Annotated in this window: 19 protein-coding genes and 1 pseudogene; 10 read left to right on the top strand and 10 right to left on the bottom strand. The window is 63.2% G+C overall.

All coding sequences use genetic code 11. The annotated features are described in order from the left end of the window. Positions 1–68 precede the first annotated feature (68 nt). The 6 genes and pseudogenes from rimO to K4A76_RS17475 all read left to right on the top strand — a co-directional run. Positions 69–1,400 carry a 30S ribosomal protein S12 methylthiotransferase RimO gene (rimO, locus tag K4A76_RS17450; RefSeq protein WP_009682554.1) on the top strand — a complete coding sequence of 444 codons (1,332 nt, stop codon included), beginning with the start codon at positions 69–71 and terminating at the stop codon, positions 1,398–1,400. Positions 1,401–1,556: 156 nt separating this feature from the next. Then, positions 1,557–2,024: a GNAT family N-acetyltransferase gene (locus K4A76_RS17455; protein ID WP_274410794.1), complete on the top strand. Its 468-nt coding sequence runs from the start codon at positions 1,557–1,559 to the stop codon at positions 2,022–2,024. Between the two features lie 108 nt (positions 2,025–2,132). Then, positions 2,133–2,843 (top strand): rRNA pseudouridine synthase, encoded by a 711-nt coding sequence (locus K4A76_RS17460; RefSeq protein WP_054911989.1) that lies wholly within the window; start codon positions 2,133–2,135, stop codon positions 2,841–2,843. Between the two features lie 49 nt (positions 2,844–2,892). Next, the gene (locus K4A76_RS17465) at positions 2,893–3,354 is read left to right on the top strand and encodes a DUF1456 family protein (RefSeq protein ID WP_029887591.1); all 462 of its coding nucleotides are present in this window, start codon (positions 2,893–2,895) and stop codon (positions 3,352–3,354) included. Positions 3,355–3,360: 6 nt separating this feature from the next. Next, the gene (gene tsaA, locus K4A76_RS17470) at positions 3,361–4,053 is read left to right on the top strand and encodes a tRNA (N6-threonylcarbamoyladenosine(37)-N6)-methyltransferase TrmO (RefSeq protein ID WP_144189050.1); all 693 of its coding nucleotides are present in this window, start codon (positions 3,361–3,363) and stop codon (positions 4,051–4,053) included. A 184-nt stretch (positions 4,054–4,237) separates the two neighbouring features. After that, positions 4,238–4,303, top strand: a pseudogene (locus K4A76_RS17475) (hypothetical protein); the annotation flags it as partial. A gap of 227 nt (positions 4,304–4,530) precedes the next feature. On the opposite strand, the gene K4A76_RS17480 reads toward K4A76_RS17475, so the two are convergent. From K4A76_RS17480 to K4A76_RS17495, 4 genes are all read right to left on the bottom strand, one after another. Beyond that, entirely contained in the window at positions 4,531–5,853 is a 1,323-nt protein-coding gene (locus tag K4A76_RS17480) for a dicarboxylate/amino acid:cation symporter (RefSeq protein WP_054911991.1), read from the bottom strand. Positions 5,854–6,150: 297 nt separating this feature from the next. Beyond that, positions 6,151–7,497 carry an ATP-binding protein gene (locus K4A76_RS17485; RefSeq protein ID WP_274410795.1) on the bottom strand — a complete coding sequence of 449 codons (1,347 nt, stop codon included), beginning with the start codon at positions 7,495–7,497 and terminating at the stop codon, positions 6,151–6,153. Further along, a complete protein-coding gene (locus K4A76_RS17490) occupies positions 7,494–8,171 on the bottom strand; it encodes a response regulator (protein ID WP_274410796.1) in 678 nt (225 codons plus the stop codon). Before K4A76_RS17490 ends, K4A76_RS17485 begins: the two co-directional genes overlap by 4 nt. Before the next feature lie 149 nt (positions 8,172–8,320). Continuing rightward, entirely contained in the window at positions 8,321–8,926 is a 606-nt protein-coding gene (locus K4A76_RS17495; RefSeq protein ID WP_197886317.1) for an outer membrane protein, read from the bottom strand. A 129-nt stretch (positions 8,927–9,055) separates the two neighbouring features. Here K4A76_RS17495 and K4A76_RS17500 point away from each other — a divergent pair, with 129 nt between their 5' ends. Continuing rightward, complete coding sequence (locus tag K4A76_RS17500; protein ID WP_274410797.1) at positions 9,056–9,847, top strand: dienelactone hydrolase family protein; 792 nt, start codon at positions 9,056–9,058, stop codon at positions 9,845–9,847. 156 nt (positions 9,848–10,003) lie between these two features. Continuing rightward, complete coding sequence (locus tag K4A76_RS17505) at positions 10,004–10,705, top strand: 4'-phosphopantetheinyl transferase family protein (protein ID WP_274410798.1); 702 nt, start codon at positions 10,004–10,006, stop codon at positions 10,703–10,705. Between the two features lie 3 nt (positions 10,706–10,708). On the opposite strand, the gene K4A76_RS17510 is transcribed toward K4A76_RS17505, so the two are convergent. Both K4A76_RS17510 and K4A76_RS17515 read right to left on the bottom strand, forming a co-directional pair. Beyond that, positions 10,709–12,316, bottom strand: a complete 1,608-nt coding sequence (locus K4A76_RS17510) for an ATP-binding protein (RefSeq protein ID WP_274410799.1) — start codon at positions 12,314–12,316, stop codon at positions 10,709–10,711. Next, on the bottom strand, positions 12,313–13,011 hold the full coding sequence (locus tag K4A76_RS17515; RefSeq protein ID WP_009682568.1) for a response regulator: 699 nt from the start codon (positions 13,009–13,011) through the stop codon (positions 12,313–12,315). The genes K4A76_RS17510 and K4A76_RS17515 overlap by 4 nt, the downstream gene beginning before the upstream one ends. Positions 13,012–13,757: 746 nt before the next feature. On the opposite strand from K4A76_RS17515, the gene K4A76_RS17520 reads away from it, so the two are divergent. Continuing rightward, complete coding sequence (locus tag K4A76_RS17520; protein WP_274410800.1) at positions 13,758–16,637, top strand: ribonucleoside-diphosphate reductase subunit alpha; 2,880 nt, start codon at positions 13,758–13,760, stop codon at positions 16,635–16,637. A 648-nt stretch (positions 16,638–17,285) separates the two neighbouring features. Continuing rightward, a complete protein-coding gene (locus tag K4A76_RS17525) occupies positions 17,286–18,536 on the top strand; it encodes a ribonucleotide-diphosphate reductase subunit beta (RefSeq protein ID WP_029885549.1) in 1,251 nt (416 codons plus the stop codon). Positions 18,537–19,704: 1,168 nt separating this feature from the next. Here the strand turns inward: K4A76_RS17525 and K4A76_RS17530 are convergent. From K4A76_RS17530 to dgoD, 4 genes are all read right to left on the bottom strand, one after another. Further along, positions 19,705–20,589 carry a hypothetical protein gene (locus K4A76_RS17530; RefSeq protein WP_274410801.1) on the bottom strand — a complete coding sequence of 295 codons (885 nt, stop codon included), beginning with the start codon at positions 20,587–20,589 and terminating at the stop codon, positions 19,705–19,707. 95 nt (positions 20,590–20,684) lie between these two features. After that, positions 20,685–21,476 (bottom strand): IclR family transcriptional regulator, encoded by a 792-nt coding sequence (locus tag K4A76_RS17535; protein WP_274410802.1) that lies wholly within the window; start codon positions 21,474–21,476, stop codon positions 20,685–20,687. Positions 21,477–21,536: 60 nt separating this feature from the next. Next, positions 21,537–22,847, bottom strand: a complete 1,311-nt coding sequence (locus tag K4A76_RS17540) for an MFS transporter (protein WP_054913804.1) — start codon at positions 22,845–22,847, stop codon at positions 21,537–21,539. Between the two features lie 58 nt (positions 22,848–22,905). After that, a complete protein-coding gene (dgoD, locus tag K4A76_RS17545; RefSeq protein WP_110679749.1) occupies positions 22,906–24,054 on the bottom strand; it encodes a galactonate dehydratase in 1,149 nt (382 codons plus the stop codon). Positions 24,055–24,063 lie beyond the last annotated feature (9 nt).

Genomic DNA, 24,063 nt, shown 5'->3' on the forward strand with positions numbered 1-24,063 from the left:
CCAAAAGCGCCCGTCAAGATCGCCCCCTATTCCGGCCGGGCGACCTGCATTCAATACCGAGGTTAGTCATGTCCACCACGCCCGCCACCCCCAAGGTAGGTTTCGTAAGCCTGGGTTGCCCCAAAGCCCTGGTCGATTCCGAGCGCATCCTGACCCAGCTGCGCATGGAAGGCTATGAAGTCGTGCCCACCTACGAGGATGCCGACGTGGTGGTGGTCAACACCTGCGGCTTCATCGACAGTGCCAAGGCCGAATCGCTGGAAGTCATCGGCGAAGCGATCAAGGAAAACGGCAAGGTCATCGTGACCGGCTGCATGGGCGTTGAAGAAGGCAACATCCGTGACGTGCACCCAAGCGTGCTGTCGGTCACAGGCCCGCAACAGTACGAGCAGGTGGTCAACGCCGTGCACGAAGTGGTGCCACCCCGCCAGGACCACAACCCGCTGATCGACCTGGTACCGCCACAAGGGGTCAAGTTGACCCCGCGCCACTACGCCTACCTGAAAATTTCCGAAGGCTGCAACCACAGCTGCAGCTTCTGCATCATCCCGTCGATGCGCGGCAAGCTGGTCAGCCGCCCGGTGGGCGAAGTGCTGAGCGAGGCCGAGCGCCTGGTGAAGGCCGGGGTCAAGGAGATCCTGGTGATTTCCCAGGACACCAGCGCCTATGGCGTTGACGTCAAGTACAAGACCGACTTCTGGAACGGCCGCCCGGTCAAGACCCGCATGCTTGAACTGTGCGAAGCACTGAGCAGCCTGGGTGCCTGGGTGCGCCTGCACTACGTGTACCCTTACCCGAATGTCGACGATGTGATCCCGTTGATGGCGGCCGGCAAGATCCTGCCGTACCTGGACATTCCGTTCCAGCATGCCAGCCCGAAAGTGCTCAAGTCGATGAAGCGCCCGGCTTTCGAAGACCGTACCCTGGCACGCATCAAGCAGTGGCGCGAACAGTGCCCCGAGCTGGTGATCCGCTCGACCTTCATCGTCGGCTTCCCCGGCGAAACCGAAGAAGACTTCCAGTACCTGCTGGACTGGCTGACCGAAGCCCAGCTCGACCGCGTGGGCTGCTTCCAGTACTCGCCGGTGGAAGGCGCCCCGGCCAACGACCTGGGCCTGGATGAAGTACCGGACGACATCAAGCAGGACCGTTGGGACCGTTTCATGGCCCACCAGCAGGCCATCAGCGCTGCCCGCCTGCAACTGCGCATCGGCAAGGAGATCGAAGTGCTGATCGACGAAGTCGAGGCGCAAGGTTCGGTAGGCCGCAGCTTCTTCGATGCCCCGGAAATCGACGGCAGCGTGTTCATCGATGGCGACCATGGCTTCAAGCCAGGCGACAAGGTTCGTTGCCGGGTGGTAGACGCCGACGAATACGACATGTGGGCCGAGCCGGTCTGACACCCACGCAGTACGCTGCGCACCATCGCCGGCCAGCAGCTCCTTTACCAGGGAGCTGCCTGGCCGATGATGGGCCGCGCAGGCGCACCGGCAATCCTTGGGCCTGTTGCGCTTTTAGCATCTATCGTTTCCTCAGCCCCAGAGGAACGTACCCCGATGCGCCAGCCATTGTCCCTGCAAACCCCGCACCTGAGAGACTACCCCGAACTGGCCCAGGTCTGGGAAGATTCGGTGCGCGCGACCCACGATTTTCTACCCGATGCCTATGTCCGGCTGCTGCGTGAGCATGTGTTGTACCGCTACCTCGACGCCGTGATGCTGGTCTGCTGCAAGGATCGCCAGCGTATCTGCGGGTTCGCCGGGGTCGCCAGCAGCCGGGTGGATATGCTCTTCGTTGCCCCGTCCTACCGTGGCCAGGGCGTGGGCAGGCGCTTGCTGCGCTACGCCATCAACGAACTCAATGCCGAAACCCTGGACGTCAACGAGCAGAACCTGCAAGCCCTGGGCTTCTACCTGCATGAAGGTTTCGAGGTGGTCGGCCGCTCCCCTACCGACGGCCTTGGCCAACCCTACCCCCTGCTGCATATGCGCCTGCGGGGCACAGGCCAGTGCAGCGGCGACTGAATATGCCGCAGCAGGTCGCCGAAATGGCGCAAGTGACACAGATTCCCATCATCAACCGCGTAGGGGCAGGTACAATGGTCACCTTTCCCTGCCTCTGCGAATTGCGCCATGTCCGAACCCGTCCGCCTGTCCAAACGCCTCATCGAGCAGCTTGGCTGCTCTCGCCGCGAGGCCGAGCTGTACATTGAAGGAGGCTGGGTCACGGTCGATGGCGTGGTGGTCGAGCAGCCGCAGTTCAAGGTCGGGCAACAGCGCGTCGAGCTGTTGCCTGGCGCCCGCGCCGAGACCCTGGAGCCGGTGACCCTGCTGCTGAACCAGCCTGCCGACATGGACAGCGAAAGCGCCCGCGCCAGCATCAACATGGGCAGCCTCAGCGAAGCCCACCGCGAGGGCGTGCGTGCGCTGCACGGGCACTTTGCCCGGCAGGCTTGCGTCGCCCCACTGGAGCGCGGCGCCAGTGGCCTGCAAGTGTTCACCCAGGACTGGCGGGTGACCCGCAAGATCGAAGCCGACCTGCGCCGCCTGGAGCAGGAATTCATCGTTGAAGTGCGCGGCCAGACCACGCCCCAGGCACTGGAGCGCCTGGCCCGCGGTGCTACGCGCAATGACCGTGAGCTACCCAAGGCCAAGGCCAGCTGGCAGAACGAGACCCACCTGCGCATGGCCCTGAAAAACCCGCAGCCCGGGCAGATCGCCGAATTGTGCGCTTACCTGCGCTTGGAGCTGGTCGGCATGCGGCGCATTCGCCTGGGTGGCGTATCGATGGGCAAGTTGCCGCTGGGCCAATGGCGCTATGTGGCCACTACCGAACGTTTCTAAGTAATAGGCCGTGCTGGAACGCGCGGCACCTGAACAGGATTCAGCAGCAATGAACCACAACGACGTCCTGCGCAGCCTGCGCTACATGCTCAAGGTGAACGACGCCAAGATGGCCGAGATCATCGGCCTCTCCGGCCTCGAAGTGCACCCGCTGGTGCTCGCCACCTACCTGAAGAAAGAAGACGAAGAAGGCTTTGTGCGTTGCCCTGAACGGGTGATGGCGCACTTCCTCGACGGCCTGGTGTTCTACCGTCGCGGCAAGGATGACAGCCGCCCGGCGCAACCGATCGAGCTGCCGGTGACCAACAACCTGATCCTCAAGAAGCTGCGGGTGGCTTTCGAACTCAAGGAGGACGACTTGCACGCGATCCTCAAGTCCGTGAACTTCCCGGTCAGCAAGCCGGAATTGAGTGCACTGTTCCGCAAAGCTGGCCACGACAACTACCGGCCGTGCGGCGACCAGTTGCTGCGCAACTTCCTCAAGGGCCTGACTTTGCGCGTGCGCGGCTGAGTGACCATGCAGCACACCGTTGCCCCGGTCGGTATCGTCCGTTCATGCTTCAAGGAAAAGTTTGCCATTCCGCGCCAACCGCAGCTGGCTCCCGCCGCCCGCGGTGTGCTGGAGCTGCTGCCGCCGTTCGACCAGGGTGAGGCAGTCGAAGGCCTGGAGCAGGTCAGCCATGTCTGGCTGCTGTTCCTGTTCCACCAGGCGCTGGAAGACAAGCCACGCCTGAAGGTGCGGCCACCGCGCCTGGGTGGCAACAAGAGCATGGGCGTGTTCGCGACCCGCGCCACCCATCGGCCCAATGGCATCGGCCAGTCGGTGGTGCGCCTGGAGGGGGTTGAACCGGGGCGGCTGCTGCTGTCCGGGATCGACCTGCTGGACGGCACGCCGGTGCTGGACATCAAGCCCTACGTGCCTTACGCCGACAGCATTGCATGCGCCAGCAACCAGATGGCCAGCGCCGCGCCTGCAGCCATTGCCGTGCACTGGGCCGACAGCGCATTGGCGCAGGCCCGCGAGCATGCATTGCGGCTGGGTGAGCCGCTGGTGGCGCTGATCGAACAATGCCTGGCCCAGGACCCACGCCCGGCCTACCAGGTACCTGCACCGGAACGGGTGTACGGGGTGAGGTTCTGGGATGTGCAGGTGCGCTGGCATTACCCGCAGCCGGAGGTGATCCGGGTGTTGGAGGTGGTGCTGGCCTGACCCGATTCAGGCTTGTTCGCTGTCCATTGTAGGAGCGGCCTTGCGTCGCGATGGGGCGCGTAGCGGCCCCGGGGCTTTACCCATCCTGCAAGCTTGCCGGGGGCTGCTACGCAGCCCTTTCGCGACGCAAGGCCGCTCCTACAAGGACCGCGCAGGCATGAAAAAGGCGACCCGAGGTCGCCTGGCGCTGATCGAACAGTGCCTGGCCCAGGACCCACGCCCGGCCTACCAGGTGCCTGCACCGGAACGGGTGTTGGAGGTGCTGCTGGCCTGACCCCGATTCAGGATTGTTCGCTGCCCATTGTAGGAGCGGCCTTGCGTCGCGATGGGGCGCGTAGCGGCCCCGGGGCTTTAGCCATCCTGCGAGCTTGCCGGGGCTGCTACGCAGCCCTTTCGCGACGCAAGGCCGCTCCTACAAGGACCGTGCAGGCATGAAAAAGGCGACCCGAGGTCGCCTTTTTGCATTTCAAGCCGCTATCAACGAGCCGGGCCTTCAGCTACACCCAGGTCGTCGGTTGGGCGGGTATCAACCAGCGGTGCACCGCCGGACGCCAGCTCCGAGGCCAGCTTGTCGTTGTCCATTTCCTTGACCCACTTGGCCACGACCACGGTGGCAACGGCGTTGCCGACCAGGTTGGTCAGGGCGCGGGCTTCGGACATGAAGCGGTCGATACCGAGGATCAGCGCCAGGCCGGCAACCGGCAGGTGGCCCACCGCCGACAGGGTGGCAGCCAGCACGATGAAGCCCGACCCGGTGACGCCGGCAGCACCCTTGGAAGCCACCAGCAGCACCAGCAGCAAGGTGATCTGGTGGGTGATGTCCATGGTGGTGTCGGTGGCCTGGGCGATGAAGACCGCTGCCATGGTCAGGTAGATCGAGGTGCCGTCGAGGTTGAACGAGTAACCGGTCGGGATCACCAGGCCAACCACGGACTTCTTGGCACCCAGGCGTTCCATCTTGGCCAGCATGCGCGGCAGGGCCGATTCCGACGAGGAGGTGCCCAGCACGATCATCAGCTCTTCACGGATGTAGCGGATCAGTTTAAGCACGCTGAAGCCGTGGGCGCGGCAGATACCGCCCAGCACCACCAGCACGAACAACAGGCAGGTGATGTAGAAGCAGGCCATCAGGTAGCCCAGTTGCACCAGCGAACCCACGCCGTACTGGCCGATGGTGAAGGCCATGGCACCGAAGGCGCCAAGCGGGGCCAGCTTCATGATCATGTTGATGATGTTGAACATGACATGGGCGAAGCGGTCGATCATGTCCAGCAGCGGCTTGCCGTAGCTGCCCAGGCGGTGCAGGGCGAAGCCGAACAGGACCGAGAACATCAGCACTTGCAGGATATCGCCGTTGGCGAATGCACCGACCACGGTGTTGGGGATGACGTTGAGCAGGAAGCCGACCGTGGTCTGCTGCGCGCCGGCGGCGGCGTAGGCAGCCACACTGCTGGCGTTCAGGGTGCTGACGTCGATGTGCATGCCAGCGCCTGGCTTGACCACGTTGACGACGATGAGGCCAATGATCAAGGCGATGGTGGAGACGATTTCAAAGTACAGCAGCGCGTAGCCGCCAGTCTTGCCGACCGACTTCATGCTCTGCATGCCGGCGATGCCGCTGACCACGGTGCAGAAGATGATCGGGGCGATGACCATCTTGATCAGTTTGACGAAACCGTCACCGAAGGGTTTGAGCGCGACGCCCGTTTCCGGGTAGAAGTGGCCGAGCAGGATGCCGATGGTGATGGCGACCAACACCTGGACATACAGGGATTTGTACAGCGGCTGACGTGTCGTCATGGCTAATTTTCCTCAAGTGTGCCGGCTCACCCTTCCCAGGGTGATGGGGCACCTGAATCGCTAACCCTCCTGCACCTGGAGGGATTTGTCGTTGTGTTCGAGCTGCCTGGGCAGGCCTCTGCGTAGATCAATAGCAAGGGTGGTGCCAAAGTGCCCAGCAAGGGTGCAAATGCCTTGTTTAGCAAGGATTAGTGCCCAACGACGGGGCGATAAAGGTGAGGAAAGCTGGCGGATTTCCGCCCGGTGGCGGGTTTTGTACAGGCATGTTGGCGGGAATCCGCCCACCCGGGCCGTGAATCAATCAAGGTTGAAGGTAATCCTGAACGCAGCCCCACCCAGTGGGGAGTCCCCCAGGCTGAGCACGGCGTCATAGCTGTCGACGATATCCTTGACCACCGCCAGGCCGATGCCCTGCCCCGGGTGCTGGCTGTCCAGCCGCTCACCGCGCTCGAGGATGCGCTCGCGCTGGTCGGCCGGCACGCCCGGCCCGTCGTCTTCGATGCACAAGGTCAGGCGCCCTGGCACTTGCTCAAGGCTTACGCGCACCTGGCCAAGGCTCAGCCGATAGGCGTTTTCCAGCAGGTTGCCGAGCATCTCCAGCAAGGCGCCCTGCTCCATCGGCACCTGGGCCGCCCCGGGTAACACCCGTTGCACCTCCACGCGTTTGTCCCGGTAAACCTTGGCCAACGTGCTGCACAGGCTGTCGAGCACAGGCCGTAGCGGCACACTGTGGCGCACCAGGCCGCTCTTGCGCAGGCTGGCGCGCTGCAACTGGTAGTCGATCTGCTGGCTCATGCGTTCGATCTGGCTTTGCAGCACCCGCGCCTGTTCGCGTTCGCCACTGCGCTGCTGCAGGCTTTCGCCCACCCCCTGCAATACCGCCAGCGGGGTTTTCAGGCTGTGTGCCAGGTCGTCCAGCGAATCCCGGTAGCGCGTACGCTGCTCGCGTTCACTGCGCAGCAAACGGTTGAGCGAGCGGGTCAGGCGCAGCAGCTCGCGGGGGTGCTGGCCGCTCAGGCCATCGCGCGCCCCTGCTTCCACCTCATCCAGTTCGTGGCTGAGCCGGCGCAGCGAGCGCAAGCCCCAGGTCAAGCCGGCCCACAGCAACACCAGCAGCGCCAGCAAGGCGGCGCCGAAGCCCAGGTAGAGCTTTTCGCGCAGGCCGTTGAGGGTGGCCTTGTACTCGCTCACCGGCTGCAGGGCGACAATGCTGTAGGCTGCGCTCTGGCCACCCAGCAGCTTGATCTCGACGTCGTAGACAAAGAACTCTTCACCGTCGGCCTGGTGGATGCGGGCAAATTCGTTGCCGCGCCCGTCATAGCGCGGCCGGTAGTTGATGTGCCGGTCGGCGGTGGCGCGGGACTGCCAGACCAACTGGCCATCGCGGTCGAAGATATACCCGAGCAGGCCGGTGTACGGCAGGTTGTAACGCTCGTCCGGCAGCAGTTCGGGCATCTGCAACTGGCCGCCTTCGATGCGCGCGGCCGATATCAGCGTGGTCACGTCCGAGGCCAGGCGCTGCTCGATCGACTCCTGCAGGGCCAGGCTGAACGCCTTCTGCAACGCGGGCAGCAACCCCAGCATGAACAGCAGCGCCAGCACGGCGGCGGCCAGCATCAGGCGCACGCGCAGGGAACGAATCATCGGCAGCGCTCGGTGAACAGGTAGCCCAGGCCACGTACGGTATCGATGGGTTTGAACCCCTGCTCGCCTTCCAGCTTGCGGCGCAAGCGGCCGACCAGCACTTCGATGACATTCGGGTCACGCTCCTCATCGCCTGGGTACAGTTGCTCCATCAGGCGGTCCTTGGCCACCACTTGCTGATGATGGCGCATGAGGTATTCGAGGATGCGGTACTCATAAGCCGTGAGCGCCAACGGCTGCGCATCGAGGCTGGCCTGCTTGCGGTTGAGGTCGAGCACCAGCGGGCCGGCAGCGATGGTCGACTGGGTGAAGCCGCTGGAGCGGCGCAGCAGCGCATTCAGGCGGGCTTCGAGCTCTTCGAACTGGAAGGGTTTGACCAGGTAGTCGTCGGCGCCTGCGGCCAGACCTTCGACCTTGTCCTGCCAGTTGCCACGGGCCGTGAGGATGAGGATGGGGAAGGTCTTGTCCCGGCTGCGCAGGCGCGTGATCAGCTCCAGGCCACTGATACCGGGCAAGCCCAGGTCGATGATGGCCAGGTCGAAGTGGTACTGCCCGGCCTGGTACAGCGCCTCCTCGGCATCGGCGACCGCCTCGACCACGTGGCCGCTTTCGCCCAGGCGGGTGTAGAGGTGATGGCGAAGCAAGGCTTCGTCCTCGACCACCAGCAGTTTCATATACAGCTCCTTTTCATCTATTGCCTGTACCGGCCTCTTCGCGGCTAAAGCCGCTCCCACAGGGAGCACACAGGTTTGCTGGACTGTGCGATCGCTGTGGCAGCGGCTTTAGCCGCGAAGAGGCCGGTACAGGATAACCCGGCAGGCCGTCAGAACTTGTAGGAGGCTGCCAGGTAAGTCTGCGCACTGCTGCTCAGGCGCAGGGTGCCATCCTTCGGCCCACCATGCGCGCCCACTTCGGTTGCCGCATTGGTGCGCAGGTAACGGTAGCCCAGCTCCACCGAAGCCTTGTCGGTGATGTCCTGGATCACACCGGCCTGCAGCCCGTAGGCATAACCGTAGTCGGTATCGCGGCGGGCGCCTGGCGAGTCCTGGGTGAGCTTGGTCATGCCCAGGCTGCCACCGCCAAACAGCTTGGTGGTATCGCCCACCGGCAGGAACAGGTCATAACTGCCCAGCAGGTTTTCCTGACGCAGTTTCAGGCCGCTGTGATCTCCCGAGACGTTGTCATAGGTCATGTAGTAGCGGCCTTGGTCGTTGATCTTGCCCACACGCACACCCCAGGTGTCATCCTTGCCGATGATGCCGTCGGTGTTGAGGTTGTCGGTGTTGCGCTGCAACAGGCCGGACTTGCGAACCTTGTCGCTGGTCTGGCCGTAGGTGAGGCTGGCGAAGTTGTCGTCGGCAGCCTGGGCGGTGGTGATGCCAGCGGCGCAGACGGCCATGGCGGCAAGCAGGGTATTGAAGGTTTTCATGGCAGGTTACTCCAGTTGGGTGCGCTGTTTCGGTCTGGAAGCTAGAGTAAGCAGGGCACCCTGAACCGCGACTGAACCCTGACTGAACCTCGGCTGAACGACTTGATTGCCGACCTAGGAGTAGTACCCATGCGTGTCCTGCTGGCTCTGACCCTGATGTGCAGCGCTGCCCTTGCCCAAGCGGCGGTACAAACCCGCGAAATTCCTTACCAGGATGCCGACGGCAACCGGCTGGTCGGCTACTACGCATACGACGACGCCGTCGAGGGCAAGCGCCCAGGCATTGTCGTGGTGCATGAATGGTGGGGGCTGAACGATTATGCCAAGCGCCGCGCCCGTGACCTGGCAGCGCTGGGCTATAACGCACTGGCCATCGACATGTATGGCGATGGCAAGCACACCGAGCACCCGCAGGATGCCCAGGCGTTCATGGCGGCCGCACTGAAAGACCCTGCCGCTGCAGCCAGGCGCTTCGATGCGGGCCTTGAGCTGCTGAAACTGCAACCGAACACCAACAAGCACGAGCTGGGTGCGGTCGGCTACTGCTTCGGCGGCAAGGTGGTGCTGGATGCTGCACGCCGTGGGGAGAAACTCGACGGCGTAGTGAGCTTCCACGGCGCACTGGCTACCGCTACCCCGGCCAAACCGGGCGTGGTACGCGCGGCTATCCTGGTCGAGCACGGTGCGGCCGACAGCATGGTCACGCCGCAACAGGTCGAGGCTTTCAAGGCCGAGATGGAGGCGGCCAAGGTGAACTATCAGTTCGTCAGCATCGAAGGGGCCAAGCACGGCTTCACCAACCCGGACGCAGACCGCTTGAGCCATGGCGAGCATGGCGGTCCGGACATTGGCTATAACAAGGCCGCGGATGAAAGCTCCTGGGCGGATATGCAGGCGTTTTTCAAGAAGGTATTCAAATAGCGATTGTACGGCCCGCTTTGCGGCCCATCGTCGGCAAGCCAGCTTCCACAGGCACTGCATAGATCGTCGGGCCTGCAGGCTTGCCGCGATGGGCTGCACGGCAGCCTCGGCTATTGCATCTCCCACACCGTCGCCGCGGCTGGCACAATAGCCGCCATGAACACGCTCCCCGCCTGCTGCGCCCCACTTCAGTACCACTGGCCCCTGCCCCGCCCATTACCCGGTGCGGTGCTGGTCAGTTGCGCCTTCGACCCCGCCCAGCTGGGGGCCGACGACTTCCAGCGCGCGGGGGTAGTGCCAAGCGCCAGCCTGCTACGCTCGGTGCCCAAGCGCCAGGCCGAGTACCTGGCCGGCCGTGCATGCGCACGGGCCGCGCTGCAGCGCCTGGACGGTCGCTATTATGTGCCTGGCACCCATGAAGACCGCTCGCCCATCTGGCCCGCCGGCATTCATGGCTCGATCACCCATGGCCAAGGCTGGGCCGCCGCGGTGGTCGCTGGCGCCCACAGCTGCCAGGGCCTGGGCCTGGATCAGGAAGCCCTGCTCGATGACGAACGCGCCGAGCGCTTGATGGGCGAAATTCTCACCCCGGCCGAGTTGCAGCGCCTGGACCGCGCTCAGCTTGGGCTGACGGTCACCCTGACCTTCTCGCTGAAGGAAAGCCTGTTCAAGACCCTCTACCCCCTGACCCGCCAGCGTTTCTACTTCGAGCACGCCGAAGTGCTCGACTGGTCTGGCGAGGGGCTGGCGCGCCTGCGCCTGCTCACCGACCTGTCGCCACAGTGGCAACGCGGGGCAGAGCTGCACGGCCAGTTCAGCCTGCAACACGGCCATCTGCTTAGCCTGGTGAGCGTCTGAGGCCTACAAGGCTGCCTGCTGGCGCGGCCAGTTCAGGCTGAAGCAGGCGCCCCCCAACGCCGCACTGCGCCCTACCGTGGCTCGCCCGGCATGCCAGTAGATGATCCGCCGCACGATCGAAAGGCCCAGGCCATGCCCGCCCGAGGCGCGGGTGCGGCTGTCGTCCAGGCGGGTGAACGGCGTGAAAATGCGGTCCCATACCCCCTCCGGGATGCCTGGGCCATCGTCTTCCACATCGATGCGGCAGCGTTGCTGCCCCAGCTGGTAGCTCAGGCGTACCTGCGACTCGGCGTGGCGCATGGCATTGCCGACCAGGTTCTGCAGCGCCCGGTGCAGGTAGCGCGGCTCCGCCTCGACCCAGGCGCCGTCGGCATCGGCCCCCTGGCACTCACCCCGCTCGACGCGCACATCGGCACGCAGCGGCGCCAGCTCGTCGATCACCCGGTCGAGCAAGGCATCGATGTCGATCCGCTGGAACTGCAAGGCCGGCGCGCCTTGCTCCAGGCGCGCGTAAGTGAGCATTTCGTCGACCAGCTTGTCGAGGTCCTGGATGTCGCCGTCCATGCCAGCCAGGTGCTTGGCGCGCGCCTGCTCGGTGCTGGCACTTTCGATCATCTCCAGGCCAAAGCGCAGGCGCGCCACCGGCGTGCGCAACTCGTGGGATACCGCGCGCACCAGCTCACGCTGCATGGTCAGCGAACGCTGCAAGTGCTCGGCCATGCCATTGAATGCTGCGGCCAGGCGCCCTACCGAGTCGGTGTCGCCAGCCGGTACGCGTGTGTCCAGGCTGCCTTGGGCGATGCGTGTGGCGGCAACTTCCAGGCCCGACACGCGGCGCTCCAGCTGGCGGACCAGCAAGTAGACCACCAGACCGATCAGGCACAGGCCCAGAAACGCGATCAGGACCAGCAACTGCGGCGGATACGGGTTGAGCTGGTACAGCGGGCCGATCTCCAGCACCCAGGGCGAGCCGGTCAACCCGGCGAACACCCGGATCGAATCGCCATCCTTGCCCAGCGCCATCACCGTGTCGCCCTCCTCGACCCTGTGCCGCTGGTCATCGTCCAGGCTGACGCGCTCGATCCGTTGCAATGCAACGCCGAAGCCGAAGCCTTTTTCCTGCGTCAACCGGGCCAGGCGCTGCTGTTGTTCGGTGACCGGGTAGCGCACCAGCTCATCGGCCAGCAGATAAAGTGTCGCGCGTGCCAACTGCTCGCTGATCTGGTTGATCTGCGCCACCAGCATCAGATCTTCCTGGCCAACCTTGCGCAGCACCTGTGCCGCATGCGGGCCGGTTTTTTCCACCACCACCAGGCCACGGGCCAGGCGCGCACGCTGGGTGCCATCAAGCCGGCGGGCGCTCATCGGCTGCAGCGCCAGTGGCACGCCGAGCAGGCGCTCCCAGATCAACAGCGAGCGCTTGCGTTCGGTTGCGTTCTGCACCGCCAGGTTGTCCGCCATCAGGCTGAAGGTGCCTTGCGCCAGGCTCTCACGGTGCTGGGCGGCGCGCACCTCGTTGACCAGGTGCAGGCTGAGCACGCCCAGCAGCGCCACCAGTACCAGCACCGCCAGCATGCCGCCATAGATGCGCAGGAAAATCGAATTGTTCATGGTGCCTCGCCGACGAACAGGTAGCCCTTGCTGCGCAGGGTCTTGATCAGCCGCGGCTGCAGCGGGTCATCGCCGATCTTGGGGCGGATCCTGGAAATGCGGATGTCGATGGAACGGTCCTGGCCGTCGTAGCCAACACCACGCAGCGCAGTGAAGATCTGTTCGCGGCTAAGCACCCGCCCGGCATTGCTGGCCAGCAGCCAGAGCAAGTCGAATTCGGCGCCGGTCAGTTCGATCAGTTGCTCACCGAGGCGCGCCTCGCGCAGCCGGTTGTCGATGTGCAGGGCACCGAACGCCAGGTCCTGGCGCTTGCTGTCCAGGGCTTCGCTACGGCGCAGCAAGGCCTGGATACGCGCCAACAGCAGGCGCGGGCGCACCGGTTTGCAGACATAGTCGTCGGCGCCCAGGTCCAACCCGTGGATCTGGTCGAGTTCGTCGCTGCGTGCGGTGAGCATCAGGATCGGCCCAGGGTACTGGTTGCGCGCCCGGCGGCAGATGCTCAAGCCGTCCTCGCCCGGCAGCATCAGGTCGAGAATGACCAGATCAGGTTGGCTGTCGACGATCCGACGCACGGCACGCGCGCCATCGCCCTCGACCGCGACCTCGAAGCCGTTGGCCTGCAGGTACTCGGCGGTCAGCTCGGCCAGGCGCGGGTCGTCCTCGACGATCAGAATGCGGGGTTGGGTCTGGTCCATGGCTTTGGCCTTTTTATTCTCTGGATCGCAATCTTGGCCTTTGAGCGTATGACTGTAGATCTTTGCTGTCCATGAAATCGAGCGTGGCCCGCGCGGTGCTCGATCTGACAGGCAGCAACCCGCTACAGCCACGCACCTGCCCCCTTGGCTCGAGCGTTTTTTGTGGTAGGGTGCGCGCCCGCAAAAACTGCGACGGGGCGGCGAACGGCCGAAAAATACTGCAAACCACTTGGCACAAGGCCTACAGCGAATACTCACCTTTCACCCACAAAGTACCCACACGTTATCCACAGACGCTCGCCTTGCAAAGACCCCAATACCGCATTATCTTGTATCCCGATCGCAGCGAACCACTAGATATAGGGGTTCGTGCAAAATCACACACAAAAGTCAACCCGCAAGGTCAAGCGATCTTCGGGGTGGAACTTCAAGTGATTTCAGCAGCCAAACCGCTCCTGCGGAGGCGACCGAGGCAAGCCCACCCAGGGCCTTGTTCGGGCATGGGTGTTGCAGGCCAGCCTGGCACTCATCAGCAACAGTTTTTGGGCCCAGCCCAGAACCTTTGACTTCGGCCAGGGAGCGGCAAGCCATTGCCCCTTATTCCTGAGTCTGTCCCGAAGTCGGTACGCCCGCGCGGGCGGGTGCGCATGCAGTGCGCATCCCCGTGAGGTTATCGAGCAAGTGGACGGAACGGTGGGCGCTCAAAAGGCGCCTGTACAATATAGAAACTGTGGAGACACCCACCCATGCAAACCGACACAACTCGCGAGAACCCGCAGGCCAAGGTGCCGCAGGCCGCCGATTCCCAGCAGGATCTGGCTGCTACCGCCCCTGGCCAACTGCGCGTGATCAAGCGTAACGGCACTGTCGTCCCGTACACCGACGACAAGATCACCGTTGCCATCACCAAGGCGTTCCTCGCAGTTGAAGGCGGCACCGCCGCCGCCTCGTCGCGCATTCACGACACCGTCGCGCGCCTGACCGAGCAGGTTACCGCCACGTTCAAGCGTCGCATGCCATCGGGTGGCACCATCCACATCGAAGAAATCCAGGACCAGGTCGAGCTGGCCCTGATGCGCGCCGGCGAGCAGAAAGTCGCCCGCGACTACGTGATCTACCGCGACCAGCGTGCCAAGGAGCGTGCGACCCGCGCCAACAACGACGCCGTGGTCGAGCCACACCCGAGCATCCGCATTACCCTGGCCGACGGCAGCCTGGCACCACTGGACATGGCCCGCCTGAACACCATCATCAGCGAAGCCTGCGAAGGCCTGGCCGAAGTCGATGGCGACCTGATCCAGCGCGAAACCCTGAAGAACCTCTACGACGGCGTAGCCATCAAGGACGTCAACACCGCCCTGGTGATGACTGCCCGTACCCTGGTAGAGCGCGAGCCGAACTACTCCTTCGTCACTGCACGCCTGCTGATGGACACCCTGCGCGCCGAAGGCCTGGGCTTCCTGAACGTCGCCGAAAGCGCCACCCACCACGAAATGGCCGACCTGTACGCCAAGGCGCTGCCGGCCTATGTCGAGAAAGGCGTCGAATTCGAGCTGCTGGACCCTGCCCTGAAAGGCTACGACCTGGAGCGTCTGGGCAAGGCCATCGACCACGAGCGCGACCAGCAGTTCACCTACCTGGGCCTGCAAACCCTGTACGACCGCTACTTCATCCACAAGGATGGCGTGCGCTTCGAGCTGCCACAGGTGTTCTTCATGCGTGTGGCCATGGGCCTGGCGCTGGAAGAGAAAGACAAGGAAGCCCGTGCGATCGAGTTCTACAACCTGTTGTCGTCGTTCGACTACATGGCCTCGACCCCGACCCTGTTCAACGCCGGTACCCTGCGCCCGCAGCTGTCCAGCTGCTACCTGACCACCGTGCCAGACGACCTGTCGGGCATCTACCACGCGATCCACGACAACGCCATGCTGTCGAAATTCGCCGGTGGCCTGGGCAACGACTGGACCCCGGTCCGTGCACTGGGCTCGTACATCAAGGGCACCAATGGCAAGTCCCAGGGCGTGGTGCCGTTCCTGAAAGTGGTCAACGACACGGCCGTTGCCGTGAACCAGGGTGGCAAGCGCAAAGGCGCCGTGTGTGCCTACCTGGAAACCTGGCACCTGGACATCGAAGAGTTCATCGAGCTGCGCAAGAACACCGGTGATGACCGCCGCCGTACCCACGACATGAACACCGCCAACTGGATCCCTGACCTGTTCATGAAGCGTGTCTTCGATGACGGCAAGTGGACCCTGTTCTCGCCATCGGAAGTGCCCGACCTGCACGACCTGACCGGCAAGGCCTTCGAAGAGCGCTACGAGTACTACGAAGCCCTGACCGAGTACAACAAGATCAAGGTGTTCAAGACCATCCAGGCCAAAGACCTGTGGCGCAAGATGCTGTCGATGCTGTTCGAGACCGGCCACCCATGGCTGACCTTCAAGGACCCGTGCAACCTGCGTTCGCCGCAGCAACACGTGGGCGTGGTCCACAGCTCGAACCTGTGCACCGAGATCACCCTGAACACCAACAAGGACGAGATCGCGGTCTGCAACCTGGGCTCGATCAACCTGCCGAACCACATCAATGATGGCAAGCTGGACACCGCCAAGCTGCAACGCACCGTGAACACCGCCGTGCGCATGCTCGACAACGTGATCGACATCAACTACTACTCGGTGCCGCAAGCGCGTAACTCGAACTTCAAGCACCGCCCGGTCGGCCTGGGCATCATGGGCTTCCAGGATGCGCTGTACCTGCAGCACATCCCGTACGGCTCCGACGCGGCCGTCGAGTTCGCCGACAAGTCGATGGAGGCGGTCAGCTACTTCGCCATCCAGGCTTCGTGCGACCTGGCCGACGAGCGTGGCGCCTACGAGACCTTCCAGGGCTCGCTGTGGTCCAAGGGCATCCTGCCACTGGATTCGCAACAGATCCTGATCGAGGCGCGTGGTGCCAAGTACATCGACGTCAACCTGGAAGAGTCGCTGGACTGGGCCCCGGTGCGCGAGCGCGTCAAGAAAGGTATCCGTAACTCGAACATCATGGCCATCGCGCCAACTGCAACCATTGCCAACATCACCGGCGTGTCGCAGTCGATCGAGCCGACTTATCAGAACCTGTACGTGAAATCCAACCTGTCGGGCGAATTCACCGTGATCAACCCGTACCTGGTGCGCGACCTGAAAGCCCGCGGCCTGTGGGACTCGGTCATGATCAACGACCTGAAGTACTACGATGGTTCGGTGCAGCAGATCGAGCGTATTCCGCAAGAGCTCAAAGACCTGTACGCCACCGCGTTCGAAGTCGAAACCAAGTGGATTGTCGATGCGGCCTCGCGTCGTCAGAAGTGGATCGACCAGGCGCAATCGCTGAACCTGTACATTGCCGGCGCCTCGGGCAAGAAGCTGGACGTGACCTACCGCATGGCCTGGTACCGTGGCCTGAAAACCACCTACTACCTCCGTGCCCTGGCCGCGACCAGCACCGAGAAGTCGACCATCAACACCGGCAAGCTCAACGCCGTTTCCAGCGGTGGCGACAACGCCCCGGTTCAGGCAGCAGGCCCAGCGCCAGTGCCGAAGGCCTGCGCGATCGACGAGCCAGACTGCGAAGCCTGCCAGTAAGGCCTGAATGCCGCACGGGGTGCCCTTGGGTGCCCCGCGCGGCATTTTTGTATCTGCACCCCGGAGAAACCTTGCCCTTTCCCCAGCGCTCACGCGGCTCGGCAAAAGAACAGGACTTCTCACAAAACGCGGTCACTGTGGGAGCGGCCTTGTGTCGCGATTGGGGTGCGAAGCGCCCCCAAGATTGCAGCTTCGCCGCATGATTCGCGGGGCCGCTTTGCGGCCCGTTCGCGACACAAGGCCGCTCCCACAAAAATCACGCCAACACCACATAATGTGGCTTAAAAATAAAAATCCACAACATGTAGTGCCATCCGCGTTTTGCCGCTACACTCCCTTCCCATAGCAAGCCACACAAACCCGGTGAACGGACGCACGCATTTCCGGTCGAAAAAGTTACGCTCGCCCGCAAGAGACGCGCCCCGATCCAAGGCGAAATCCGATATACTTCGCCCCCTCTGAAAAGAGCACCATTCAATTGTCCTGGCCCCTCCCCGAGGCCTGGCCAGGTACAAGCCAGAACACATTCAGATGTAAACGAGAGTCAGCCTCTCGAGCTGTCCATTCGCCGTTACGGCCTTGCGTCAGGCATCACATTCTTTAAATCCAAGCGGTTGCCCAGGGCAACCCTCAAGCAGGAGCCAAACCATGCTGAGCTGGGACGAATTCGACAAAGAAGACGGCGAAGTAGCCGCCAAAGGCAATAACCCTGCGCAGGCCGCTGCCGCCGCCACCCTCGACAAGCTCGACAGCGCCGGCGGTGCCGCCGCCCTGGAAGCCCGTGCGGCCACCGCTGCTGACTCCGACGCCGTCAAACGTGCCAAGGCAGCCCTCGACGCCCTCGACGTTGCCGAAGGCCTGGCCGAACTGGAAGGCTCCTCGGCCCGTGTTGCCGTTGACGAAAAGCGCATGATCAACTGCCGCGCCGACCTGAACCAGCTGGTACCGTTCAAGTACGACTGGGCTTGGCAGAAGTACCTGGACGGCTGCGCCAACCACTGGATGCCGCAAGAGGTCAACATGACCGCCGACATCGCCCTGTGGAAGAGCCAGGACGGCCTGACCGAAGACGAGCGCCGCATCGTCATGCGCAACCTGGGCTTCTTCTCCACCGCCGACTCGCTGGTTGCCAACAACCTGGCCCTGGCCGTGTACCGCCTGATCACCAACCCCGAGTGCCGCCAGTACATTCTGCGCCAGGCCTTCGAGGAGGCGATCCACACCCACGCCTACCAGTACTGCATCGAGTCGCTGGGCATGGATGAAGGCGAGATCTTCAACATGTACCACGAGATCCCGTCGGTCGCGAAGAAAGCCGCCTGGGGCCTGAAGTACACCCGCGCCATTTCCGACCCGGAGTTCAACACCGGCACCGTCGAAACCGACAAGGAGCTGCTGCGCAACCTGATCGCCTACTACTGCGTACTGGAAGGCATCTTCTTCTACTGCGGCTTCACCCAGATCCTGTCCATGGGCCGCCGCAACAAGATGACCGGCGTTGCCGAGCAGTTCCAGTACATCCTGCGTGACGAGTCGATGCACCTGAACTTCGGTATCGACGTGATCAACCAGATCAAGATCGAGAACCCGCACCTGTGGGATGCGGCGATGAAGGAAGAAGCGACCCAGATGATCCTGCAAGGGACCCAGCTGGAGATCGAATACGCCCGCGACACCATGCCACGCGGCGTACTGGGCATGAACGCAGCGATGATGGAGGACTACCTCAAGTTCATCGCCAATCGTCGTTTGACCCAGATTGGTCTGAAGGAAGAGTACCCAGGGACTACCAACCCGTTCCCGTGGATGAGCGAGATCATGGACTTGAAGAAAGAGAAGAACTTCTTCGAGACGCGGGTGATTGAGTATCAGACTGGTGGGGCGTTGAGCTGGGATTGATCGTCCGGGCTGAGCATCGAGAAGGCTGCCGAATGGCAGCCTTTTTTGTTGCCTGCGGAAGGCTCATACAGCTCCCGGCATTGTCCCTCTCTGTCCATTACGATAACGTTTCAGGGCACTTGAGACCGCCCATGGACAGGTGGATGGTGAAGCCGATTCGCCAGACACCGCGTCGCTTGCTTCGCGGGCACGCCCGCTCCCACAGGGCATTGCGTATTGCCAAAGCCTGGCTAATCCTGCAATGCAATCATCGCTGGCAAGGCCAGCTCCTGCAGGTATCACGAAAGCCTTCCGCAAACGGGGATACCCCCCGTGGGAGCGGGCTTGCCCGCGAACACCGGCGAAGCCGGTGCCAGACACCGCGTCGCTTGCTTCGCGGGCACGCCCGCTCCCACAGGGCATTGCGTATTGCCAAAGCCTGGCTAATCCTGCAATGCAATCATCGCTGGCAAGACCAGCTCCTGCAGGTATCACAAAAGCCTTCCGCAAACAGGGATACCCCCGTGGGAGCGGGCTTGCCCGCGAACACCGGCGAAGCCGGTGCCAGACACCGCGTCGCTTGCTTCGCGGGCACGCCCGCTCCCACAGGGCATTGCGTATTGCCAAAGCCTGGCTAATCCTGCAATGCAATCATCGCTGGCAAGATCAGCTCCTGCAGGTATCACGAAACCTTCCGCAAACGGGGATACCCCTGTGGGAGCGGGCGTGCCCGCGAACACCGGCGAAGCCGGTGCCAGACACCGCGTCGGTTGCTTCGCGGGCAGAGTGAACTGGACCAGGCATTGGTTGCCATATGCGCTGATAAGCTGCGCACTTGATTCTGCCGAGATAAGGCAGAGTGACAAGAGACCTCGCCCACGCCGACAGGAGGGGTACGGCACACTCAGTTGCCATGTGCCGGGACTGGACTTGCCAGTCTGAGTGGTCGTGGGCGAGATCGGTTTGAGTATAGATTGATCCAGGAAAAACCAATCTTTGCAAAAGTCGCCGAAGACTCACCAGCTGGGCTCAGCGTCCGTAGCTCCCAAAAAAACAATCATTAATCAAAAACCCGACTGGATAATGGAAATACGGAAATTATCAACGGCTGGCTGGGGGCGCGTTGCGCCCCTTTCCGACCGGTCCGGCGCCCGGCAAGGCCGCTCCTGAGAGGGATCCTGGCAGGGCGTCAGGCGGTGGCAGAGGCCTGCTTTGCTTCAAGCAGGTTATGCAGGGTATTGAGGAACAGGTCGAAGCTCATGATGCCGCTCCCCGCGGTGGACAGCACGGTCCTGCCGCCCTCGTCCTTGATTACCACCAGTTCGGTCCAGGCACTGAGATCGATGCTGCGCAGGCTGGTCATGGGCACCTTGATGCCTTCGACTTCCAGGGCATCACGGGTGACCCGGAGAGGTTTGGTCGTGACATTGAGGAAGTTGCCGCTGACACGCTTGCCCCACACCTGGCCAGTGCCGATGTAGTTGAATTGCACTGTACCGCCCTGCGAAAGGGTGGCCATGGCTTGGGGCAGGCGTTCGTTCAGGTGCAGCTCGCGAACCAGGTCAATGAACTTGTACAGGCCCTTGAGGTGGGCATTGACGCGCCGGAACGCTTCGCTGTCGTTGCGGCGGTACGCCAGGTTGTTGACCAGGCCGGCAGCAGATGTCTGACCAGAGGCGAACAGGTACAGGTCGTCCATCTCGCTGAACGGCAAGTAATCGCGCTCGCTGCCGATCACCTGGCAGAGCCCTTTTTCATACACCTCATAACGGGCGACGCGCAGCTTCTTTTGCCAAAGGGCCAGGCCGAACATGCTCAACCCAAGGGCCAGCAGCAAACCAATGGTGAAGTAGAAGATCTGTATCGGGCCGCTGAAATGCAGCGTGGTGCCACGCCGTGTTTGCAGGTCGACCGGGCCGCTAACGTCCGTCGAGACGATGGTGCTGAGGTAGCCGACAAAAGCCGCGAGGCCCACACAGATGATGCCGAGGGTGATCAAGCTGACGATCAGCGCCTTGCCATAACCATAACTGCCGAGCAGCTTGCCGGCGGACGTGCCCGGGGTGGGTTGCATGGTGAAGCCTCCTTGCTTGGGGAAATGGACGTCATGTCATTGTTGGCGCTCAGGCACCAATTGGAGCGCGTAGTTCAGTGCCAACGCGGTTCAGGCTAGTGCTTTAGCCCAAGCTCTGCCGAAAGCCGCGCGGTCACGCCTTTGACCACCGGTACCAGCTCGCGCATCTTTTCCTCGGGCATGTAAGGCACCGTACTGGCCACACTGACCGCCGCCACGATCCGCCGGCTGGCATCACGTACCGGGGCCGCCACGCAGCGGATCGAGGGTTCATTGTCCTCCAGGTCGAAGGCATAACCGCCCACCCCATACTCGACCATACGCTGCTCGAACTGCGCCCAGGTCTGCTCGGCGTGGTGCGGCCAGAACGCGCTTTTGCCACCTGCCGGCAGGCTGGTTTCATACAACCTCTGCCACTCGGCCGGGGTGTCGTCGAGCATCAGCGCCTTGCCGATACCCGTGCGCGCAAGCGGCATGCGGTGGCCGACCCGGGAGCGCATCTCCGGGCCGTTGCGCCCCGGGGTCTTGTGCAGGTACAGCACCTCATCGCCTTCGCGGATCGCCAGGTGGATGGTGTCGCCGGTCAACGCCGACAGCTCGTCGAGGTACGGCCCGGCAAGGGTCACCAGCGGCAGCTCTTCTCGGGCCTGGAAGCCGAGTTCGATCAGCTTGGGGCCAAGCAGGTAACCGACCTGGGGCACCACGCGCAGGTAGCGCTCGTCCACCAGGCAACTGACCAGGCGGTGGGTGGTGCTGCGGGTGGTGCCGATGTGCTGGGCGATGTCCTTGAGGTCGCGCGCGCCTGCGGCCACGGCCTGCACAACGGCCAGGCCGCGCAGCAGGGTCTGGGTGCCGGTAGGGGCGGTTTTGGTAGGGTCTTCCTGCATGTGCGGCCTTTATCGAAGTGCGAATGGGCGGGCGACATTATGTTCACCCGCAGGGCGCGGCTACAACTCGATGCGCTCGACCTTGCCGACCAGCAGGATGTACGACAGCGCGCCAAGCAGGGCCAGCGCGGCGATGTAAGTGATCGCCGGGGCGAACGAAGCGCCGCTGGCAAGGAAGCCGATCACGATGGGTGTGACGATCGCCGACAAGTTGCCGATGAAGTTGAACACCCCGCCGGTCAGCCCGAGCAGACGCGCCGGGGCCAAGGTAGAAACCAGCGACCAGGTGATCGAGGCCAGGCCGTTACCGAAGAACGCCAGCGCCAGGAAAGCAATCACCAGCGGGGTGGAGTCGACGAAGTTGGCGCCAATGATGGCGGTGGAAATCAACAGGCCGCTGATGATCGGCAGCTTGCGCGCAAGGCCCACGCTGGCCCCACGACGGATCAGCCAGTCGGAGAAAAAGCCCGAGCACAGCACCCCGACAAAGGCGGCGAGAAACGGCAGCGAGGCCAACATGCCGGACTTGATGAAGTCCATGCCGCGGTACTTCACTAGGTAGGTCGGGAACCAGGTGAGGAAGAACCACAGTGTCGAATTCAGGCAGAACTGGCCGAGGTAAATGCCCCAGAGCTTGCGCTGTGTCAGCACGATGCCCAGGTCGGCCCAGCTGAACCTGGCCTTGGTCTTGGCCTGCTCCTGCTGGATATCCACCAGCCCGCCGCCCTCACGGATCAGTTCGATCTCGGCCTCATTGGCACCCTTGAAATCGCGCGGTTCGCGATACACCGCGTACCAGATCACGCCCCAGAGAATGCCCACCGCACCCGTGGCGACGAACACCATGTGCCAGCCGAACGCATGCTGCAGCCAGGCCAGCACCGGCGTCAGGAACGCCAGGCCGACGAACTGCCCGGAGGTGTAGAAGCCGATGGCCGTGGCCCGCTCCCGCTCGGGGAACCACGTAGTGACCACGCGGCTGTTGATCGGGTATGCCGGCGCCTCCAGGGCGCCGACCGCCATGCGCAGCACGAACAGCGCGATGAAGCTGGCCGCGAAACCGAGCATCACCGTGGCCAGCGACCACAGCACCAGCGCCACGGTATACAGAATGCGCGGCGGTACGCGGTCGACCAGCCAGCCGCCTGGGATTTGCATGGCAGCGTAGGTCCAGCCGAACGCCGAGAACACCAGGCCGACGTGAATCGGGTCGATGCCCAACTCGCTGGTCAAGGCCGGTGCTGCAATCGACAGATTGCTGCGGTCCAGGTAGTTGATCACCACCGTGATGAACAGCAGCACCATGATGAAAAAGCGCTTGCGGCTGGGCGCCGACAGGGTCGCCTGCCCGGTAAGGGTATGCGGGTGCATGAGCAGTGCCTCTTGTTATGGTTATTGAGGTCGTTTCAACGCAGGTGGGGCCAGCCAGTCACCACTCGGCAAAGCTGCCATCGGCGTGGCGCCACACCGGGTTGCGCCAGCGGTGGCCCACAGCGGCGCGCTCGATCACGTACTCCTCGTTGATCTCGATGCCCAGGCCAGGGCCGTTGGGGATCTTGACCATGCCCTGCTGGTAGTCGAACACGCCGGGGTCGCGCACATAGTCGAGCAGGTCGTTGCTCTCGTTGTAATGAATGCCCAGGCTCTGCTCCTGGATGAAAGCGTTGTAGCAGGCAGCGTCGAGCTGCAGGCAGGCCGCGAGGGCGATCGGGCCCAGCGGGCAGTGCAGCGCCAGGGCGACGTCGTAGGCCTCGGCCATGTTGGCGATCTTGCGGGTTTCGGTGATGCCGCCGGCATGCGACGCATCGGGCTGGATGATGTCGACGTAGCCTTCGCTGAGCACGCGCTTGAAGTCCCAGCGCGAGAACAGCCGCTCACCCAGGGCAATCGGCGTGCTGGTCAGCGGCGCCAGTTCTTTCAACGCCTCGTAGTTTTCACTGAGCACCGGTTCTTCGATGAACATCAGCTTGTAAGGGTCGAGTTCCTTCATCAGCACCTTGGCCATGGGCTTGTGCACGCGGCCATGGAAGTCCACGCCAATGCCCACGTTCGGCCCTACCGCATCGCGCACGGCAGCAACGTTGGCCAACGCCTGGTCGACCTTGTCGAAGGTGTCGAGGAACTGCAGTTCCTCGGTGCCGTTCATCTTCACGGCGGTGAAACCACGTGCCACGGCCTCTTTTGCCGCTTGCGCGGTGTCAGCGGGGCGATCGCCGCCGATCCACGAATACACGCGGATCTTGTCGCGCACCTGGCCGCCGAGCAGGTCGCTGACCGACACACCCAGCGCCTTGCCCTTGATGTCCCACAACGCCTGGTCGATACCCGCCAGGGCGCTCATGTGGATGGCACCACCGCGGTAGAAGCCGCCGCGGTAGAGCACGGTCCAGATATCCTCGATGTTGCGCGGGTCCTTGCCGATCAGGTAATCGGACAGTTCCTCGACCGCGGCAGCCACGGTGTGGGCCCGGCCCTCGACAACAGGCTCGCCCCAGCCGGTGACGCCCTGATCGGTTTCGACCTTGAGGAAGCACCAGCGCGGCGGAACGATGAAGGTGGTCAGCTTGGTAATTTTCATCTGCTTGTC

Origin of the sequence: Pseudomonas sp. NEEL19, from assembly GCF_028751975.1 — a bacterium.
In the GTDB taxonomy this organism is placed as follows: Bacteria; Pseudomonadota; Gammaproteobacteria; order Pseudomonadales; family Pseudomonadaceae; genus Aquipseudomonas; species Aquipseudomonas juntendi.

What these genes read in the sequence shown, in the direction of transcription:
- rimO (WP_009682554.1), top strand. Translation starts at nt 69, where the DNA reads ATGTCCACCACGCCCGCCACCCCCAAGGTAGGTTTCGTAAGCCTGGGT.
- K4A76_RS17455 (WP_274410794.1), top strand. Translation starts at nt 1,557, where the DNA reads ATGCGCCAGCCATTGTCCCTGCAAACCCCGCACCTGAGAGACTACCCC.
- K4A76_RS17460 (WP_054911989.1), top strand. Translation starts at nt 2,133, where the DNA reads ATGTCCGAACCCGTCCGCCTGTCCAAACGCCTCATCGAGCAGCTTGGC.
- K4A76_RS17465 (WP_029887591.1), top strand. Translation starts at nt 2,893, where the DNA reads ATGAACCACAACGACGTCCTGCGCAGCCTGCGCTACATGCTCAAGGTG.
- tsaA (WP_144189050.1), top strand. Translation starts at nt 3,361, where the DNA reads ATGCAGCACACCGTTGCCCCGGTCGGTATCGTCCGTTCATGCTTCAAG.
- K4A76_RS17480 (WP_054911991.1), bottom strand. Translation starts at nt 5,853, where the DNA reads ATGACGACACGTCAGCCGCTGTACAAATCCCTGTATGTCCAGGTGTTG.
- K4A76_RS17485 (WP_274410795.1), bottom strand. Translation starts at nt 7,497, where the DNA reads ATGATTCGTTCCCTGCGCGTGCGCCTGATGCTGGCCGCCGCCGTGCTG.
- K4A76_RS17490 (WP_274410796.1), bottom strand. Translation starts at nt 8,171, where the DNA reads ATGAAACTGCTGGTGGTCGAGGACGAAGCCTTGCTTCGCCATCACCTC.
- K4A76_RS17495 (WP_197886317.1), bottom strand. Translation starts at nt 8,926, where the DNA reads ATGAAAACCTTCAATACCCTGCTTGCCGCCATGGCCGTCTGCGCCGCT.
- K4A76_RS17500 (WP_274410797.1), top strand. Translation starts at nt 9,056, where the DNA reads ATGCGTGTCCTGCTGGCTCTGACCCTGATGTGCAGCGCTGCCCTTGCC.
- K4A76_RS17505 (WP_274410798.1), top strand. Translation starts at nt 10,004, where the DNA reads ATGAACACGCTCCCCGCCTGCTGCGCCCCACTTCAGTACCACTGGCCC.
- K4A76_RS17510 (WP_274410799.1), bottom strand. Translation starts at nt 12,316, where the DNA reads ATGAACAATTCGATTTTCCTGCGCATCTATGGCGGCATGCTGGCGGTG.
- K4A76_RS17515 (WP_009682568.1), bottom strand. Translation starts at nt 13,011, where the DNA reads ATGGACCAGACCCAACCCCGCATTCTGATCGTCGAGGACGACCCGCGC.
- K4A76_RS17520 (WP_274410800.1), top strand. Translation starts at nt 13,758, where the DNA reads ATGCAAACCGACACAACTCGCGAGAACCCGCAGGCCAAGGTGCCGCAG.
- K4A76_RS17525 (WP_029885549.1), top strand. Translation starts at nt 17,286, where the DNA reads ATGCTGAGCTGGGACGAATTCGACAAAGAAGACGGCGAAGTAGCCGCC.
- K4A76_RS17530 (WP_274410801.1), bottom strand. Translation starts at nt 20,589, where the DNA reads ATGCAACCCACCCCGGGCACGTCCGCCGGCAAGCTGCTCGGCAGTTAT.
- K4A76_RS17535 (WP_274410802.1), bottom strand. Translation starts at nt 21,476, where the DNA reads ATGCAGGAAGACCCTACCAAAACCGCCCCTACCGGCACCCAGACCCTG.
- K4A76_RS17540 (WP_054913804.1), bottom strand. Translation starts at nt 22,847, where the DNA reads ATGCACCCGCATACCCTTACCGGGCAGGCGACCCTGTCGGCGCCCAGC.
- dgoD (WP_110679749.1), bottom strand. Translation starts at nt 24,054, where the DNA reads ATGAAAATTACCAAGCTGACCACCTTCATCGTTCCGCCGCGCTGGTGC.